The organism is Corallococcus sp. AB018 (genome assembly GCF_003986945.1).
Classification (GTDB): Bacteria; Myxococcota; Myxococcia; order Myxococcales; family Myxococcaceae; genus Corallococcus; species Corallococcus exiguus.
Genome location: NZ_RAWR01000004.1, coordinates 13,864 through 32,243, shown reverse-complemented (window position 1 = coordinate 32,243; position 18,380 = coordinate 13,864). Strand labels below are relative to the sequence as shown.

The 18,380-nt window shown below is 69.4% G+C and carries 13 protein-coding genes; 5 read left to right on the top strand and 8 right to left on the bottom strand.

Annotated features, from left to right (window positions below; genetic code table 11):
- Positions 1-53: 53 nt before the first annotated feature.
- Positions 54-1,298 (top strand): hypothetical protein, encoded by a 1,245-nt coding sequence (locus D7Y11_RS01405; RefSeq protein ID WP_126932834.1) that lies wholly within the window; start codon positions 54-56, stop codon positions 1,296-1,298.
- Here D7Y11_RS01405 and D7Y11_RS01400 read toward each other — a convergent pair.
- Positions 1,295-3,430, bottom strand: a complete 2,136-nt coding sequence (locus tag D7Y11_RS01400) for a WD40 repeat domain-containing protein (RefSeq protein WP_121752471.1) — start codon at positions 3,428-3,430, stop codon at positions 1,295-1,297. The two genes, D7Y11_RS01405 and D7Y11_RS01400, sit on opposite strands and share 4 nt — an antisense overlap.
- A gap of 210 nt (positions 3,431-3,640) precedes the next feature.
- A complete protein-coding gene (locus D7Y11_RS01390; protein WP_233607162.1) occupies positions 3,641-6,124 on the bottom strand; it encodes an RCC1 domain-containing protein in 2,484 nt (827 codons plus the stop codon).
- 103 nt (positions 6,125-6,227) lie between these two features.
- On the opposite strand from D7Y11_RS01390, the gene D7Y11_RS01385 reads away from it, so the two are divergent.
- The 3 genes from D7Y11_RS01385 (at position 6,228) to D7Y11_RS01375 (ending at position 10,052) form a co-directional block, all read left to right on the top strand.
- A complete protein-coding gene (locus tag D7Y11_RS01385; protein WP_233596974.1) occupies positions 6,228-7,415 on the top strand; it encodes an SGNH/GDSL hydrolase family protein in 1,188 nt (395 codons plus the stop codon).
- Positions 7,416-7,618: 203 nt separating this feature from the next.
- A complete protein-coding gene (locus tag D7Y11_RS01380) occupies positions 7,619-8,437 on the top strand; it encodes a YdiY family protein (protein WP_120576734.1) in 819 nt (272 codons plus the stop codon).
- A 25-nt stretch (positions 8,438-8,462) separates the two neighbouring features.
- Positions 8,463-10,052, top strand: coding sequence for an AbgT family transporter (locus tag D7Y11_RS01375; protein ID WP_126932833.1), 1,590 nt, complete (start codon positions 8,463-8,465; stop codon positions 10,050-10,052).
- Between the two features lie 61 nt (positions 10,053-10,113).
- On the opposite strand, the gene D7Y11_RS01370 is transcribed toward D7Y11_RS01375, so the two are convergent.
- The gene (locus D7Y11_RS01370) at positions 10,114-10,677 is read right to left on the bottom strand and encodes a hypothetical protein (protein ID WP_120576736.1); all 564 of its coding nucleotides are present in this window, start codon (positions 10,675-10,677) and stop codon (positions 10,114-10,116) included.
- A gap of 144 nt (positions 10,678-10,821) precedes the next feature.
- Between D7Y11_RS01370 and D7Y11_RS01365 the strand changes: the two genes are divergently transcribed.
- Positions 10,822-12,378, top strand: a complete 1,557-nt coding sequence (locus tag D7Y11_RS01365) for a leucyl aminopeptidase (protein WP_121754745.1) — start codon at positions 10,822-10,824, stop codon at positions 12,376-12,378.
- 10 nt (positions 12,379-12,388) lie between these two features.
- On the opposite strand, the gene D7Y11_RS01360 is transcribed toward D7Y11_RS01365, so the two are convergent.
- The 5 genes from D7Y11_RS01360 to D7Y11_RS01340 form a co-directional block, all read right to left on the bottom strand.
- Positions 12,389-13,732, bottom strand: a complete 1,344-nt coding sequence (locus D7Y11_RS01360; protein ID WP_126932832.1) for a DUF2254 domain-containing protein — start codon at positions 13,730-13,732, stop codon at positions 12,389-12,391.
- Positions 13,733-13,765: 33 nt separating this feature from the next.
- Positions 13,766-15,253 carry an aspartate ammonia-lyase gene (locus D7Y11_RS01355; protein WP_172808270.1) on the bottom strand — a complete coding sequence of 496 codons (1,488 nt, stop codon included), beginning with the start codon at positions 15,251-15,253 and terminating at the stop codon, positions 13,766-13,768.
- 88 nt (positions 15,254-15,341) lie between these two features.
- The gene (locus tag D7Y11_RS01350; RefSeq protein ID WP_233596975.1) at positions 15,342-17,213 is read right to left on the bottom strand and encodes a bifunctional UDP-sugar hydrolase/5'-nucleotidase; all 1,872 of its coding nucleotides are present in this window, start codon (positions 17,211-17,213) and stop codon (positions 15,342-15,344) included.
- Positions 17,214-17,282: 69 nt separating this feature from the next.
- Positions 17,283-17,741, bottom strand: a complete 459-nt coding sequence (locus D7Y11_RS01345) for a MarR family winged helix-turn-helix transcriptional regulator (RefSeq protein ID WP_120576739.1) — start codon at positions 17,739-17,741, stop codon at positions 17,283-17,285.
- Complete coding sequence (locus D7Y11_RS01340; RefSeq protein WP_120576740.1) at positions 17,738-18,169, bottom strand: hypothetical protein; 432 nt, start codon at positions 18,167-18,169, stop codon at positions 17,738-17,740. Before D7Y11_RS01340 ends, D7Y11_RS01345 begins: the two co-directional genes overlap by 4 nt.
- Between the last annotated feature and the right edge of the window lie 211 nt (positions 18,170-18,380).

Genomic DNA, 18,380 nt, shown 5'->3' with positions numbered 1-18,380 from the left:
GGACGACGGCGCCTCGCCAGGGGCCATGTATTCTCGCGGGAGCTCGCTCCGCCATGGCCTCTCCCCGTCCCTCCTCCCTCGCCCGGCTCGCGGCCGTGGCGGTCATGCTCTCCAGCGGTGTGGCGCTCGCGGACAACCCGCCGCTCACCAGCTCGAACTACGCCATCGACGTGTACCAGGGCCCGGTGCTGGCGCCGGTGCGGGTGTCCGGCCTTGCCGGCGCGTATGCCCCCATCGCCGAGGGCGTCGAGGGCATCAGCGTCAACACGGCGGCTCCGGCCGTGCGCTCGCTCTATTCGTCCAAGCACGTCGACTACGACCTGTCGCTGGCCTTCACGTTTCCCAGCTCGCTGCGCGCCAGCGACTTCGACAACAACGGCTCGGTGGGCTTCGCCAATGACGACTTCATCTTCACCCAGATTGGCGGACTGATTCAGTGGGGCCCCTGGGGACTGGGCGGCGCCGCGTCACTGCAGACCTATGCCTTGGGACAGGACGCGAATGGACGGCTCCTCAACCTGAGCATGACCCGCTTCCAGTTCCAGCTCGCTCGCGGCTTCCTGGATGGCGAACTGACGGTGGGCCTGGGGCTGCGCGCGGTCACCCTGGAGATCAACACCGCCGAGGACGCGAACAACAAGCTCGCCAGCATGTTCGGCGGCAACGTGGAGGCCGGTGCCCTCTGGACGCCCATGGGGCTGCCGATGCGTGCCGCGCTGACCCTCCGGGCTCCCGTCCAGGGAGGGCTCACCCCTGGCGGCCCGACCACCGCCGACGAGGCTGGCAACGTGAAGGTCGCCGGCCTCTACCTGCCCGCCTCCGTCCGGCTCCCCTGGGAGATTGAAGCGGGCGTCGCCTGGCAGTTCGGTGACCGCCCGCTCCAGATGCCGTGGGGCCCGGACCGCGCGGAACGCTACAGGGCCCTGCCACGCTCGAAGCTGCTGCTGACCGGATCCGTGCTCATCAGCGGCTCCGTGCCGAATGCCATCGGCTTCGACTCCTTCCTGTCGCAGCAGTTGGAGCGCTCCGGGCGGCACCTCTCGATTTCACCCCGCGTCGGCGCCGAGCTGGAGCCCCTCGAGAACCGGCTGCAGCTGCGCGCGGGCAGCTACCTGGAGCCCAGCCGCTTCGACACTGTCGGGCCTCGTCTTCATGGCACCGCCAGCGCGGAGTTGCGGCTGTTCCAATGGTCCGTCTTCGGCTTGTTCTCGCCCGACACCTCGTGGCGCGTCAGCGGCTTCGCCGACGTGTCCCGCCGCTACTTCGGCTGGGGCTTCGGCGCGGGCACCTGGCACTAGCCCTCCGGCGTGTCGAGCGGCACCGCCGGTCCAATCCAGAGGATGTCCCGGAAGGACAGGAGCCGCTCGCGGTACGAGCCGATGGGAGCGCGCGGGTGGATGAGGATTCCCTCGTCGGAGACCTCGAGCAGGGCCCCGAGCGCGTACCACGTCCCATATTGCGTCTGGCGCAGCATCACCCCCTTGCCGAGATACGGCGTGAGGTTGGCGCGGCTGATGGCGGGACCGTGCGTGAACACCGGGTCGGCCCTGTAATGATCCAGGGGCCGCGTGGGGGCCTCGTATTGCTTCAGGAATCCCCACGTCCCGTGCCGGGCGTCTCTCGCCGCCAGCGTCTCGCCTTCGGGCACGGGGACGCGCCGCTCCTCGAACGCGGCCTCCGCCTGGGGCTCGACGAGCGAAAGTGCCCCGGAATCCCAGCGCGCATGCGGGGTCCCCTCGGCCCAGCGCCAGGGCCAGGCATGGCGTCCCCCCACCGAGAACATCAGCCGGGGCTCGAGCTTCTCCCGCGAACCCGGAGGACACTCCACGGTGCCGTCCGGCTGCGCTCGCGTGAAGTCCCAGCCGCGCTCGGTCGGAATGAACCGTGCGACCTCGTCCGGCCAGGGGTTCCAGTCGCTCGGGGGCGGCACGCGGCCCGGCTCCAACTCCAACGAGGAGCGGGAGCGCTGCTCTCCGGTGTTCACGTCCCAGAAGGCGATGGCATGGGGCCCCGCTCCCACGAGCATGCCGTCCGCGCCCCAGGCCAGTCCGTCGATGCCGTTGGCGCCCTCGAGCCGCCGGAGCATCTTGGGCGAGGACCCCACCTTCCATAGCTCGACCTTGAGTCCTTCACGCTTCCACAGCTCGGCCATGCCTCCCTCGCGCAGCAGGCATGCGCCCATGGAGCCATCCGGCGACCAGGCCCAGCGGCCCAGGTCGCCGCTCTTGAGGGCCAACCCGAACGAACGGCGCTTCAGGTCCATCTGGCACAGGAACTTGCCGTTCTCGAAGATGAGGACCTGCGGGAACTCGTAGCCGTTGAGGAGCACGGCCAGACGCCGGCCGTCGCGGGACCAGACGTATTCCGCGACCGAGAGAATGCGCGCACCGAAGTCCTTGCTCAGGTCGGACACCGTGCGGCCAGTGTGTCCGTTGGCGAGCCGGGACGGCTCCTCACCGTAGGCCAGGCGGGCGCCGTCCGGCGAGAACGCCACCGGCAGCTTCAGTTCATCGAAGCGGTACTGGAGGTCGCCGCTCCCCACGTCGATGACGGAGGCGGACGGATGGGCGTCCTGGCCCGAGTCGGGGTGCGGCTCGGACACGTACTCGTATTTGCAATAGCCATGGATGCGGGAGCCATCCGGGCTCCACCGCACCCAGGCATGCGGCTGCGATTTCGAAGGCCGTCCGTCCAACCGGGCCGGGCACCAGCGAAGCCCTTCACCGTCCTCGTTGACCCTGGCCCCTTCCCGGAACGGGATGATGCAGCCCAGCGCGCCGTCCGGGCCAGGGGTGGAGATGAACAGCTGGGTTTCATCCGGAGACCAGCACCATGCGGGCAGGTGCCCCTTGTTCTCCACGGTCTTGGGATTGATGACAGCCGCCCCCGGCGGCGAGCCCCAGCGCCGGGTGACGTCGGCGGTGAACGAAGGCGGGGTTCCGGCGAAGGCCCTCAGCACGCCCACGACGACATCGTCCAGGTTGACGCCGAGCCACTCCCCTGACGGCGACCACTGGAGGCAGGAGGGATCCCCCGTGGAGCCGACCTGCGTCGTCTCGAACCCGACGGCGTCGACCACGCGCCCCGTCGCCAGCTCCCAGATGCGTACGTCTCCGCCGGGCAATTTGTCGAGGCGGCCGCTCGCGATGGCGAGGTGGCGTCCATCCGGACTGAGCGCGAAGCTGTGTTGCACGCCGATGTATCGCGGGGTCTCCACGAGCCGTGCCCCCGCGGCCAGGACCTTCTCGGAGAAGAGCCGGTGGACCTCCGTGAGGCCGCGCTCGCGCTCCAACCGGAGCAGCCGTTCACGCAGCGGCGGAAGGTCCCGGCCAGGCTCGAAGTTTCCGAAGTCAGCCTGTTCCACCAACGCTTCGAGCTCCGCGTCGGAGCATTGGACCAGCTGGGTGAGGTTCGCGAAGGACTCTGGCATCGGTCTGGATCACTCCTTCCCGCGAGGATACCGCTCATTCAGCCGTCTACGACCCCCGCCGTGAAGCACATCTCAATGCGCTCCCCCAACGGCTTCCGGCGCTGCTGCTCCAGCTTGCACTGGATGTAGGCGCGAACCTGGCCCTCGGGCGTCGAGGCGCGACGGACCCGCGCGTATGAGCTCGGAGAGGGCCTCCGCTCGATTGAGCGCCTACGGCAGCGTCACCGGGATGGGCCGGGGGCTGTTCGCCGCCTCGCCATTGCCGAGCTGGCCCGCGACATTGGCGCCCCAGGCCCAGACCGTCCCGGCGCGCGTGACAGCCAGGGAGTAGGCGCTGCCCGCCGCGATGGCGCGGGCATCGCGAAGCGAGGCGATCTCTCCGCGCGACTGGTTCCCGGTTCCCTCGCCCAGCCCCAACTGCCCGGAGGCATTGCTCCCAAAGGTGACGAGGGGGCCTCCGTTCGTCACGGCCAGCGAGTGGCCGTCACCCGCGGCGATGCGCTGGGCTCCCGCCAGGCCGGGAACCCGCACCGGGGACCACTGGCTGAGAGTCGTCCCGTCGCCGAACTGGCCCTGGCCGTTGTACCCCCACGCCCAGAGGGTGCCGTCCTCGCGCAGGGCCAGGGAGTGGTATTTCCCCGCGGCCACGGCGACGACTCCCGTCAGGCCCGGCACCTGCGCCGGCATGGCGTGTGAGGTGTTCGTTCCATCCCCCAGGGCCCCGAAGTCGTTGTCCCCCCATGCCCAGACGGTGCCGTCCTCACGCAGCGCCAGCGCGTGGATTGCGCCCGTGGCGATGGCGACGACTCCCGTCAGTCCCGCCACCTGCCCCGGCGTGGAGCGTCCGGCGGTCGTCCCGTCGCCGAGCTGGCCCTGGCTGTTGTACCCCCACGACCAGACGGTGCCGTCCTCACGCAGGGCCAGCGCATACCAGCGACCCGCGGACACGGCCGTGACGCCGCTCAGCCCGGTGATGGGTTCGGGGGCAAAACCGTATGACGAGGACTCGACCCCCAGTTGCCCGAAGCTACTGGCCCCCCACGACATGACGGTGCCATCGGAGAGCACCGCCAGTGAGAGGCCCCAGCCCGCGGCAATGCCCCTGGCGCCGGAGAGGTTCGGCACCTGGGCGGGCGTCGTGCTGCCGCCGTGCGCGGCGCCAATCCCCAGGCTGCCTTCGCGGTTGTCGCCCCAGGCCCAGACCGTGCCATCCGCGCGCAGGGCCAGGGAATGGGCTTCACCCGCGGCCACGCTATTCGCCTCCGTCAGCCCCGGCACCTGCACGGGTCCGCCGCGATTCACGGTCTCCGGCTGGATGCCGAGCTGCATGTACCGGTTGTCGCCCCAGGCCCGCAGGCTCCCGTCGGAGAGCACGGCCAGGACATGCTCGTCACCCGCCGCCACGGCCGCGACGCCCGCGAGGCCCGACACCTGCCTGGGAGCATGGCGGGTGTACGTCCCATCCCCGAGCTGGCCGGAGTCGTTGGTTCCCCAGCCCCGGACGGTGCCATCCCCCATCAGGGCCACCGCGTAGAAGGTGCCCGCGGAGAGGGTGGTCACGTCGGTCATTCCCGGCACCTTGCCCGGAATGTGTCCGTTCCTCCGGGAATCACCGCCCAGGGCCCCATCCACGTTGGTGCCCCACGACGACACGGTGCCGTCCGAGTGCACGGCGAACGAGAGCCCATAACTCGCGGCGACGGAGACCACGTCCGTCAGCTTGAGCACCGCCACCGGGAGGAGGCTGCCGACCTCCCAGTTGAACTCTCCATTGCCAAGCTGACCCGAGGAGTTGTTACCCCATGCCCGGACCGTCCCATCCGCGAGCACGGCCAGCGAGTGATCCCTGGAAGCGGCGATGCCAGTGACCCGTGCCAGCCCCGGCACCTGCACGGGGGTGAGACGTCCCTCCGTCGTTCCATCGCCGAGCTGGCCGTCGCTGTTATCCCCCCACGTCCAGACCGTACCGTCCTTGCACAGGGCCAGCGAGGAGTAGCCAGTCGCGGCGACGGCAAGGACCTCCGTCAGCCCCACCACCCGCACCGGCGTGGAGCGGTAGGTCTCCGTTCCATCCCCAAGTTGTCCAGCACTGTTGCCCCCCCACGCCCAGACGGTGCCGTCCGCGCGCAAGGCCAGCGCATGGTCGCCTCCCGCCGCCACGGCCCGGACGTTGGTCAGTCCGGGCACCGGGCGGGCGGCTCCGTCGAAGCGGAGATACGAGAGGCCCCACTCCACGACCGTGCCGTCAGGGCGGAGCACCAGCGAATGGTAGCGGCCCGCGGCGACGGCCGGCGCCGCGGGACACGCGACGACGGAGAGCGCGAAGCTCCGCGTGATGGCGGGCGCCACATGATTGGTGATGGTCACCGTCACCCTGGCGCGCGTTCCAGCGGGCAGACATTCCGGGCCCTTCCAGCGCACGTCGCTGGTCGTCGCGGTGCTTTGCGGCTGCTCCAGGACACCCGTGCTGGCCTCCCAGCTGAAGCCCAGGGCACGCTGGGCGTCATCCTTCGCGGCGACGTGGAACGTCACCGCCTCGTTGGCCATCAGGTTGACGGCGGACTGCGTGCTCTCGACGAGCGTGGGGGATTTCGGCTGGGACTGCGGCTCCGGGTCGGAACCACAGCCGGTGCCCAGGAGCGTCAGTACAGCCAGCAATGCCAGTTGGAAACGAAAGCCAATCAGTCGGTTCATGGGGCCCCCCTGGAGATGACAGGAAACGCGAGTCATCTAGCATGGGCTGTTCACTGCTGGCATCTGGTGGGCCGCCGCCGTCTTGCGTGTACGCTGGGAGTGCGTGCCCGACCGCTCCCGCATCGCTGGCGTCTGCCTTGGCATGGGCCTGTCGCTGGCCGCGTGCAGGGCCCCCTCCACCCCACCGGAAGGCCCTTCCATGCCCTGGGTGAGCATCCCCTCCACCGACGCGCGCGTGCGGTACGTGGGCCGGACATACCGCTCAGCGACAGGGGTCGTCTTCTCGCATCCGGGCGTCACGGTGCGCGCGCGCTTCTGGGGCGACGCGGTGCGGATGCGGCTCGATGACGCGGGCGCGGGCGGCGACGTGGGGACCAACCACTTCGACGTCGTGGTGGACGGGGCACCTCCCAGGCTGCTCGCGGTGAATCCCGGTCAGGCCACGTACCTGCTCGCCAGCGACCTTCCCGTGGGCCTGCACACGGTGGAGCTCTTCAAGCGCACCGAGTCCCTGGTGGGCGCCAGCACGCTCCTGTCGCTGGAGGTCCATGGTGAGCTCCGGGAGCCGCCCCAGCGGCACACGGGGCTCAAGCTGGAGTTCGTCGGGGACTCCATCACCTGCGGCTACGGCACCGACGCCACCTTCACTCCCCAGACAGCCTCCTCCAGGGTGCCCTCCTTCACGTCGAAGCACCAGAATCCCAGACGGAGTCATGGCTGGCTCACGGCCCAACGCCTGGGCGCGGAGGCCGTGTTCGTCTGCTATTCGGGCCACGGCGTGTACCGCAACCTGGACCTGTCCACGTCCGGCTTGATTCCGGCCATCTACGAGCGCGCCGTCCCGGACCACCCCGCCGCCTGGGACTTCTCCAACGACTCGCCGGATGTGATTGTCCTCAACGCCGGCACCAACGACACGTTCGCGGGCGCGGGCACCGCCGCGTTCCTTCCGGACGAAGCGGCGTTCAAGTCCGCCTACCGGACCTTCCTCGAACGGCTCCGCACGCTGCATCCCCGCGCGCACATCGTCTGCACGCTGGGCAGCATGACGGATGGCTTCAAGCGGAAGGAACAGCAGGGCGTGGTGACGTCCGTGCACGTGGGCGATTGGATTTCCGACCTGGTGGCGGAACGCCAGCGCCTGGGCGATGCCCGGATCCACCGCCACGTGATGGCCATGCAGAACCCCTTCGCTGACGGCGTCGGCGAGGACTGGCATCCCTCCGCCGCCACGCACCAGAAGATGGCGGAGTCGCTGAGCCGGTTCATCCAGGACATCCTGCGTCCCTGAACCAGGGCCTGTAGAACACATCCCTCATCACGTTCTGACGGGCAAAGGCACGAGGGTGCCTTCCCTGGCATGCCGGCCTGTGATTGCAGGACGCGCGGTGCGTGTCGAAGGTTGCGTGGGCCGCGAGAAGGCCTTCGAGCACCACCGAGGTCGCCCCTCCCTCTTCAGCGGGACAGGCCGGCTCCTCCTTCCCGAGGGCACGTATGAGTCCACTCCTCATCCTCTTCGCGGCAATGGCCCAGGCGCCCACGCCTCCTCCCGACCCGGCGGATGCCTCCTCACCGGCTTCCGTTGGAGCCGAAGCAGACGAGGACGAGGACGAAGGGCCCTGGACGGGCTCGGCCGGGCTCGGTGCCTCCATGTTCACCGGCAACGCCCGCTCCTTCACCATCACGGGCGACGCCATGGCGGAGTACGAGTCTCCGGTGTGGGCGCTCACCCTGGAGGCGGATGGCGCCTACGGCAACGCGGCCGCGGAGGACGAAGAGGAGCGGGAGGTCACGGCCCTGACGCTCGGCGGGTGGGCGCGCGGCGACTACCGCTTCACGCGCCTGGTCAGCGCCTACACCTTCCTGGGCCTGGAGACAGACCATCCCGCCAGCCTGGAGCTGCGCACCGAGGTGGAGCTGGGCATCGGCCTCACGCTCCTGGAGCGGAAGAAGAAGTCGAAGGAGCTCTTCCTGCGCACGTACCTGGGCGGGAGCTACGCCAAGGACCGCCGGTTCCAGTACACCCCCACGCGCGAGGACCTGCCGAACGTGACCCTGTGGTCACCCGCGGTGGGCGTGGCGTTCCGCTACGACATCAACGAGCACGTGTACCTGCGCGAGGACGCCGTGCTGCTCCCGGACATCTTCGGCGACACACGCGTCCTGCTGGACTCCACCACCAAGCTGTCCGTGCACCTGACGGACCGCTTCGCGCTCACCACGTACTTCGAACTGCAACACGACAGCGTACCCGCGGCGGGCAAGGTCAAGACGGATACCTCGCTCTCGGTGGGTGGCGAGCTGGAGATCTGAGAGATTGGAAAGGAGCAGCACTCCCATGGCCAAAGCGGCTCATTTCGACGACGTCCAGGTCCCAGGCGAGACCAAGAACAAACAGCGCACGCCACCGAAGAAGAAGGGCATGGAGCGGGTGCTCGACGCCATCGAGCGGGTGGGCAACAAGGTCCCCCACCCCGCCATCATCTTCGTCGCGCTGATTGCCATCGTGATGGTGCTCTCCCACATCTTCTACAGGATGGGAGCCAGCGTCACCTACGAGACCATCAACCCGGACACCCACCAGGTGGAGCAGACGACCTCCGCCGCGAAGAGCCTGCTGACGGGCGAGGGCCTGCGCTTCATGTTCGCGGGCGTCGTCCAGCACTTCATGGACTTCAACGCGGTGGGCGTCATCATCGTCGCCATGCTGGGCGTGGGCGTCGCGGACGCGGCGGGCCTGGTGGGCGCGCTCATCCGCAAGCTGGTGGCGGTCGCTCCGGCCCGGCTCCTCACGTACATCCTGGTGTTCGTGGGCATCCTGTCGAGCATCGCCGCGGATGCCGGCTACCTGGTGCTGATTCCCCTGGCGGCGGCGGCCTACCTCACCGTGGGCAGGCATCCCCTCGCGGGCCTGGCGGCCTCCTTCGCCGGTGTCGCGGCGGTCTTCACGGTCAACATCCTGATCAAACCGCTGGACGGCATCCTGACGGAGATCACCAACGACGCCATCCACATCATGGCGCCGGACCGCTCCATCGACCTGACGGCGAACTTCTGGTTCTCCGCCGCGTCGGTGGTGATGCTGACCGTCGTGGTGTCGCTCATCAGCGACAAGCTCATCGAGCCCCGGCTGGGTCCATACCAGGGAGAGAAGCCGGCCACGACGGGCGCGAAGCTGTCCCCGGAGGAGTCACGCGGGCTGAAGTTCGCGTTCTGGGGGCTCGTGGGCGTGGTGGTGTTCTTCGGGCTGCTGGCGTTGCCGCCGGGGGCTCCGCTGCGCAATCCGGAGACGGGCGCGCTCATCGGGGACTCGCCGTTCATGAACGGCCTCATCGTCGCCATCACCGTGCTGTTCCTGGTGACGGGGGCCGCCTACGGCGTCGGCGCCAGGACGATGAAGAACAGCGTGGACGTCATCAAGGCCATGGAGAAGGCGGTCGCCGGGCTGGGCGGCCTCATCTTCCTGCTGTTCATCATCAGCCAGTTCATCGCCCTCTTCACCTACACGAACATGGCGACCATCGCGGCCGTGAAGGTGGGTGATGCCCTGGAGCACGCGGGCCTGGGCGCGCTGCCGCTGCTCGTCGGGTTCGTGCTGGTGGTCGCCGTGCTGGACCTCATCATGACGGGCGCCATTCCGAAGTGGGCCATCTTCGCGCCCGTGTTCGTGCCGCTCTTGATGCGGCTGAACGTGGACCCGGAGGCCGTACTCGCCGCGTACCGCGTGGGCGACGGTCCGTTCAATGCCATCTCACCGCTGAACGCCTACTTCGCGCTCATCGTCACCTTCGCCCAGAAGTACCAGAAGGACGCGGGCGTGGGCACGGTGGTGGCCTTGATGCTGCCGTACGTCATCGTGGTCTTCGCCGTGTGGATCGCCCTGTTGGTGGCGTGGCAGGTGCTGGGACTGCCCTGGGGGCTTGGGTAGAAGAGGAAAGAGCGCCTCGCGGTGCAGGAGGCGCTCTACCATCACCAGGGCGCCTTGCCCCTCAGCGCCGCGAGTCGCGCCGGCTCTGGGTCCGGCGGCCCCGGCCAGAAGCGTGGGACTGACGCTTGAGGGCGGGAAAGCGCTCCTGCTTCAGGGCCCCTCCCCGCTTCTGGCCGGACGCCCGCTTCCCGGAAGCGGGGGCCTTCGCGGTGCGGCCGGCGGCGCGCGTCCGGCGCGCGGGCTTGCGTCCTCCCGTGGCCGCGCGCGTCGTCCGCCGGGGGGCCGGACGGCTCGCGGCGCGGGTCCGGGCCTGGGCCTTGCGCTCGAGCAGGGCGAGCCGCTTCTCGAAGCGCTCCAGGGTGAGGGCGAAGTACTCGGCCTTCTGGAGGGTGTTGCGGTTGCCCTCGGCGCGGCGGGAGCGGGAGGGCACCTCCTTGCGGAGCGCCTCCCTGCGCTGCCGCCGCGCCGCGTCCTGGTACTTCTCCATCAGGCGGCGCGCTCTCAGGATGCGGCCGCGCAGCTCCCGTGGCGAAAGCTCCGCCAGGTTGCGTGGGGCGCTGGACAGGACGAGCTGGGCTTCGCGCTCGGTGAGCAATGACATCCGCTTCGACGGCAGTGTGCGCATGGGCTTCCCCCCTCATGGGATTGAGTGGCGGAACATCCACACCTCCCATCCGCCGGAAAACCGCTCCCGGAGGCAGGGGCGAGTAGCCTTCTGGATGTTGCACCCCCCTGGCGCCGTGGCCAGTTCCTCCATCAGGAGGCTTCCATGTTGACCTCGTTTCATTCACGCGCGCAGGCCGAGTTCCACCCCGCTCCTTCCATCGAACCCCCGGAGGAGACGAAGCTCGCCGTAGCAGCCACCGTCCCCACCGACGCCGGTTGCGTCGGCACGTTCGTGGGAGCGGACGAAGAGGTGAAGGCCCCCGGCCTCGACCGCGCGTTCCTGAAGGCGGCGGGCTTCGAGGGCAAGGCCGGCCAGACGCTGCTCATTCCCCGCTCGGGAGGCCCGCCCCTGGTCGCCGTCGGCGTGGGGGCGCGGGCACAGCTGGATGCAGGCAAGCTCCGGGATGCCGCCGCCGCGTTCGCGCGGACCGTGGGCCAACAGAAGCGCGTCGCGCTCCAGGTCCCGGACACCGGGAGCGTCCCGGCGGACCTCGCCGCGCAGGCCCTGACCGAAGGCGTCCTGCTCGCGCGCTACCGCTACCGGCCCTACAAGCGGAACTCGGAGCAGGAGCCGCCGCTCGAATCGCTGACGCTCGTCTCGGGTTCGAAGAACACCGAGGACGTTGAACAGGGAATGATGCGCGGAGGCATCCACTCCCGCGCCACGGCGTTCGCGCGTGACCTCGCCAATTCCCCCGCCACCCTGCTGACCGCCGCACGGCTGGCGGAGGTGGCCGAGTCGCTGGCCAAACGCTGCGGCCTGGAGGTCGAGATCTTCGACGGCGAGGCATTGGCCAGGCTGGGCTGCGGAGGCCTGCTGGGCGTCAACGCCGGCAGCGCGGAGCCGCCGCGGATGATCAAGCTGACGTACACGCCCAGGGGCAGCAAGGGCGAAGCCATCCAGCCCCTGGGCCGCGTCTCACTGGTGGGCAAGGGCATCATGTTCGACTCGGGCGGACTGGGCCTGAAGCCGAACGACCTGGTGCACGCGACCATGAAGGGCGACATGTCTGGCGCGGGCGCCATCCTCGCGGCGATGACGGCGCTGAAGCCGTTGGGCTGCAGGACGGCGGTGACGGCGTACCTGATGTGCACGGACAACATGCCCTCCGGCACCGCCATGAAGCTGGGGGACGTGCTGACGGTGCGCGGCGGCAAGACGGTGGAGGTCATCAACACCGACGCGGAGGGCCGACTGGTGATGTCGGATGGGCTCGTCCTGGCCACCGAGCAGTCGCCGAGGCCCGACGCCATCGTGGACGTCGCCACGCTCACCGGGGCGTGTCAGCGCGCGCTGGGCCTCCTCAGCGCGGGGGTCATGGGCAACGAGCAGCCCCTCGTGGAGCAGGTGAAGGAGTCGGGGGAGCGCACCGGCGACACCGTGTGGCAGCTCCCGCTGGACCGGCGCCTGCGGCAGGAGCTGGAGTCGGAGGTGGCGGACATGAAGAACGTCGGCGGAGACAACGCCGGAGCCATCACCGCGGCCCTCTTCCTGGAGGAGTTCGTGGACGGGCTGCCCTGGGCGCACATCGACATGGCGGGGACGGCGCGGGCCGAGCGCGACAACGCGTGGCGCAGCAAGGGCGCCACGGGCTACGGCACCCGCCTGCTCATCGACTTCCTCGTGGGCTTCAAGCCCACCCGCGAAACCCGCCACTGAAGCCGGCGCTTCAGTCCGGAAGCCAGTCCGCGCGCCCCCGCTCGACGCGCGTCCGGTGCTCGCCCTGGAAGGAGGCCCGGACGCGCTCCGCCTGGGCGAGCAGGCGGTGGAAGCGGTCCTTCTCCGTGGAGCCCTGGACGTCCGCGAGCACGCGTGCGAGCAGCGCGTGTGCCGCAGCGCGGTCCTGCGCGTCGCGCGCGACCAGGCCCACGGTGAGGGCGATTTGAAGCACCTCCTCCAGCACCTCCGGGTCGCCCCCCGCGTAATGGAGGGGGCCATCCACGGCGAGGAAGAGGTAGTCGCGCAGCCGCAGGGCCACGAGTGACACGCGCGCCCTGCCATCCGGGTCGACGACGTTCCAGTCCCCTTGCGGCAGGCCCGCCAGCCGGCGCATCACCGAGCGGATCTGCTGCAGCGCCTGCCGGGCCGTGTACGGGTCGTTCGCGGACGAGGACAGGGCCCGGTTCGCGACGTCGACGAGGATGCGGAGCCCCAGGGAGGGGTCGCAGTCGGGCTCGCGCGCCGACGTGATGCTCAACGTGGCGGCGAGGCCGTGGAGTACGTGGGCATCCACGGCGCCCCCTCCGTCCGCCACCACCCAGCCGGCGACCTCGTCCTGGTCGATGTACTCGCCCACGGTGATGCAGATGCGGACCCGCACACCCCACTTCCGGGCGAGCCGCGTGAGGTCCTGGAGGTCGACGTCCGCGAGGTAACCCGACGAGGCAGCCAGCAGCGAGGTGGCATCCGCCGGCAACCGCAGGGCCACCGACGGATCCAGCGGCAGGCGCTTCAGACGGGCCTGGATGCGGCGCTCCGTCGCGGACACGATCAGGTGCTGGACGAGCCCGAGGACGCGCTCCACCCGCAGGAAGCGGAAGGTGCGGGCCAGGACGATGATGAGCACGAAGAGCGCCACCAGCACCAGGATGATGGCTCCCGACAGGACGGGCCGGGGCCTGACGCCAGCGTCCTCGATGACGCCCAGCTCCCGGACCGCCGTGAGGATGTAGCTGGTGGAGAGGGCGAAGAAGGGAATGGCGCGGCGGAGCGGCGCGCTCTTCAGGTAGATGGGGACCAGCCGTGGCGAGTACTGGTTCGCGGCGGACTGGATGACCGGCGCGTTCAGGGACAGGGCGATGGTGAGGACGGTGATCTGCAACCCGAGCAACGCCCCCAGAGCGCCCCGGGTGTCGTCGACGTCCCCGGGCCAGGCATGCCCGAACAGGGCCGGTGCGGTGTCCGTCTGCACGCGGGCGAGCGCGATTCCGAGCACGCCCCCGACGACGACCAGGGCGGCCAGGACCAGCCAGTAGGGCTCTCGGAGGAACCTGCGCAGGCGACGGATGAACATGCGGACCTCGCGCTGAAGGCGAAAAGGGACCGCCTAGTGCGTGCCCTCTTCGTCCCGGGCCTCCACCGCCTGGCCCCGGGTCAACCGCTCCGGCGAGAGCAGCTCGGCCAGCTGCTCTCGCGTCAGCAGGCCGGCGGACACCACCAGGTCCGCGATGCTGGCGTTCGTGGCCAGGGCCTCCCTCGCCAGCCGTGCCGCGGGCGCGTAACCGATGTGCGGCATGAGGGCGGTGATGACGCCCACGAAGGATTCCACCTGGCGCGCGAGCCGCTCCTTGTTGGCGGTGATGCCCCGCACGCAGTTCACACGCAGCGTCGCCATGGCGGCGGTCATGTACTTGAGGTTCTCGAACAGCACGTGGGCCATGACCGGCCCGAAGGCGTTGAGCTGGAGCTGCCCCGCCTCGGCGGCCATGGTCAGCGTCACGTCTCCCCCGGCGACCACGAACGCCACTTCGTTCACGACCTCCGGAATGACCGGGTTCACCTTGCCCGGCATGATGCTGGAGCCCGCCTGCATGGGCGGGAGGTTGATTTCGTTGAAGCCCGCCTGCGGGCCGGAGCCGAGCAGCCGCAGGTCGTTGCAGATCTTCGACAGCTTCATCGCGGTGCGCTTGAGGGTGCCGGACACCTCCATGAAGACGCCCACGTCGGTGGTCGCTTCAATCAGGTCCGGCGCGGTGACGATGGGGCGCCCGGTGATGTCCGCCAGGTGCGCTCGCGCGGCCTCCGCGAAGCGCGGGTCCGCGGCGATGCCCGTCCCAATCGCCGTCGCCCCCAGGTTGATCTCCCCCAGGCGGCGGGTGACCTCCGTCAGGCTCGCGTGTTCCTCGGCCAGCGTGACGGCGAAGCCTTCGAACTCCTGCTGGAGCGTCATGGGCACGGCGTCCTGGAGCTGCGTCCGGCCAATCTTCACGATGCCCGCGAACTCCTGCCCCTTGTCGCGGAACGCCTGCTCCAGCAGATGCAGCTGGGCCAGCAGGCGTTCGACGGACAGCATCAACCCGACCTTGAGCGCCGTCGGGTAGGTGTCGTTCGTGCTCTGGCTCCGGTTCACGTGGTCATTCGGGTCCAGGTGCGCGTAGTGGCCCTTGGGGTGGCCGGCCAGCTCCAGGCCGCGGTTGGCGATGACCTCGTTGAAGTTCATGTTCGTGGAGGTGCCGGCCCCGCCCTGCATGACGTCCACGACGAACTGCTCGTGCAGCCTGCCGGCCTTGATGTCCTCGCAGGCACGGTCGATGAGCGAGGCCCGCGTCGCATCCAGCACGCCAATCTCCGCGTTCGCGCGCGCCGCGGCCTGCTTCACGCAGGCGTAGCCGAAGAGCAGGTCGGGATAGACGGAGATGGGGCGCCCGCTGATGGCGAAGTTGTCCAGCGCGCGGCTGACGTTGATGCCCCAGTAGGCCTCCGCCGGGAGCCGGCGGGAGCCCAGGTCGTCGGTCTCGGTCCGGGGCGGTGCGCCGTCCTGGTTCAGCGTGTGGATGCTCTTCTGGAACGTCTCTTCCGCGCGTGGGTCGGCCATCCCCGGCAACGTAGGAACGCGGGAGGCCCGGTGGGACATGCCCTCAAGGGAAGAGGGCTGTCCACCGGGCGTCCCTCGGTGCCTTACGTCACGGCACGGGCGCGCACTTCGCCGGGCCGAGCGTGGCCTGGAAGTACGGCGTGTAGAGGTCCGGCGTGAGCGTGAAGTTGCAGGTGTTCACCGCGTCCGGAGACAGGTTCTGGTGCTCCTGCATGTAGCGCGCGACGTAGTCACGCACCCCGTCCGCGGAGGACCACAGCATGCGGCCTTCCTTGAACATGCTGTACCCGCCGCCGCCACCGCCGCGGTAGTTGTTGACGGCGATGCGGAAGACCTGGTCGTCCTTCACGTCCTGGCCCTGGAAGCGCAGGTGCGTGAGCCGCGAGCCCGCGGGCTTCGTCAAGTCATAGCCGTACTCGATGTGCGAGTAGAGGTCCCAGTTGTAGTCCGCGACGACGGGCGTGGTGGCCTTCGCGTCCGCGGGCTTCGCGGGCAGGTTGGCCGCGTCCAGCTGCTTGAAGTACAGCGTGTTCATCTCCAGCGCGCGCCGGAGGATGGAGCCGTTGATCTCCATCACGTACAGCGTGTTGTCGTAGATGTAGACGCTGTAGGCGTCACGCAGGGTGACGTCCCCCGCCGGCAGCGCGACGTCGTTGGAGAACAGCGCGGTCGCGGACAGGTCCACGGGGAAGCCGGCCTCCGCAGCGGCCTCCTCCTGCACGATGTTGAGCAGGTCCGACAGGGCGCTGTCCACGTAGCGGCCGGGGAAGCCGCCCGTGAAGGCCGCGGTGGTGCTGCCAATCTTCTGGTTCACGTAGGCCACCGTGGTGTCGTGGGCGGCCTGGGTGAGCTGCGTCACCGTGGCATCCACCGCCACCGTTTCGTCCACCGCGTGGAGCTGCGAGTCGTGCGCGTCCACGCCCCAGCGCTCGCCGTTCCAGGTGACGTTGAGCTGCACGTCCGCCAGGTGGCTGCCCCAGCGGTTGGGCTGCGTGAGGAGGACCTCGCGGCCATCCTGCTGCTTCAGCAGCATCTTCGGGATGGGCTGGTGGGTGTGGCCGGTGAGGAGCACGTCCACGTCCGCCACCTGCTGGGCGATCTGCACGGCCTGGTTCTCAGCGGTGAGGTTGCCGCGGTCGGTCCACTTCGTGGCGTCCGCGTAGTCCGCGAGCCACGACTCCGGGCTGGTCGCGCTGCCCGTCGGCTGCTTGTCCGGGCCACCGTGGATGGCCACCACCACCACGTCCGCGCCGGCCTGCTTCATCTTCGGCACATACGTCTTCGCGGTCTCCAGCGGTTCATCGAAGCGCAGCCCGGCGATGTTGTCCTTGCGCTCCCACGTGGCCACGCCCGGCGTCACCAGGCCGAGGATGCCGACCTTCACGCCGCACACCGTGGTCATCACGTACGGGGTGAAGGCCTCGGAGCCGTCCGAGCTCTTGCGCACGTTGGCGCCGAGGAGGGGGAAGTTCGCCTCGCCCTTGAACTTGTTGAGGACGTCCTGGCCGTAGTTGAACTCGTGGTTGCCCATGGCCATGGCGGCGTAGCCCAGCTCGTTCATGGCGGCGGCCATGGGGTGCTTGGGCGCGTTGTCCACCTGGGCGTAGTAGGTGCCGAGCGGCGAGCCCTGGATGGTGTCACCCGTGTCGACGAGCAGCGTGCAGTCCGGGTTCTTCGCGCGCTCCTGCTTGATGAGCGTGGCCACCTTGGCCAGGCCGCGCTTCGCGTCAGCCTTCCCGGAGAAGTAGTCCCACGGGAAGATGTTGGTGTGCAGGTCACTGGTCTGCAACAGCGTCAGCGTGCGCGGCGACCGGTCCACCGGAGCCGGGTCGACGGGGGGATCATCGTTGGAATCACAGGCCGTCATCAGCGAGCTGGCGCCCACGAGACAGAACGTGCCGGTGCGCAGCGCGCGCATCAGGAAGGAGGAGCGGTTCAAGAGGCCTCGACCTTGTGTCATGCCGGAAGGGAATCTTCCGGAGGGGCGCGCACCCTACAAGACCCCTCTGACGTTCTGGGAATGGATGGCTCAATCCCCGGACGCCGGCTCCAGATTGTCCACCACGCGGCGCAGGAGCGACATGAACGTGGCGCGCTCGCGGTCGCTGAAGCCCGCGGTCGCCTGATCCGCGACCTCCTCCAGCTGCTCCTTCGCCTGGGGCAGGCGCTCCCGGGCCTTGGCCGAGAGCGATATCCGGGTCGCGCGCTTGTCGTCCGGGTGCGGCTGACGCTGGATGAGCCCGTCGCGCTCCATGCGTGTGAGGAGCGCGGCCATGGTGGGTTGCTCGACGTGGGCGTACTCCGCGAGTTGCTTCTGGAGGAGCGGCCCGTGCTCCTCCAGCGCGATGACCACCGGCAGGTAGGCCATCCCGAACTCGAGCGGCCGCAACCGCTGCTCGAAGTGGCGCATCAGCAACCGGGACGCATGGTTGATCCAGAAGGTCGGTACGGCTCCGGGGTCCCAGCGGGGGGCGGTCTTCGCGCTCATTGGAGGTTGCCCGAGGAGTCCTCCGACTCCTCCTCGGCCGTCGGATAGGCGGAGACGGCCAGGGCGATTCCCTGGTCCGCGAACCACCGGACGTCGTCGGGTGGGAAGTGGACGGAGCTGGTGAAGTGCCGCGAGGTGCCGACGAACAGCCCGAAGTCCACGACGCAAGGGACGGCCTGCTGGCGCAGCTCCGCGAGCAGGGGGGCCAGCACCTCCAGTTGCCTGCGGGCGGCGGCGACGGGGCCGTGCAGCGTGCCCTCCCCGTCCTCCACCAGGGTGAGGTTGAAGCCCGAGGTCGAGTGCCTTCCCTGGCGCTGCAGCTGCTCCCCCTGGAGCCAGACGGCATCCGGGCGGCAGTCAGGGAAGCGGTCCAGGACGGACGCCACATCGAACTCCGGGGCCTGGGCCCGTAGGACCGCCACCGTCATGACGCCGCTCCATTCCCCTGCTTCGACACGTCCATGGGCCCATCCTCGACTGGAGCGGATCTTTTCGCGAGCCCGTCAGGCACGGTGTGTTGGATCGTCCAGGGGGTCGCGGACGCTCCGGCGTCCCGACCGCGGCTGCTGACCCGAGGTCTCGAATCCATCGCTCACGTCCCCCGGGCTGAAATCCGCCCGGGTCAGATTCCGAGAAGGT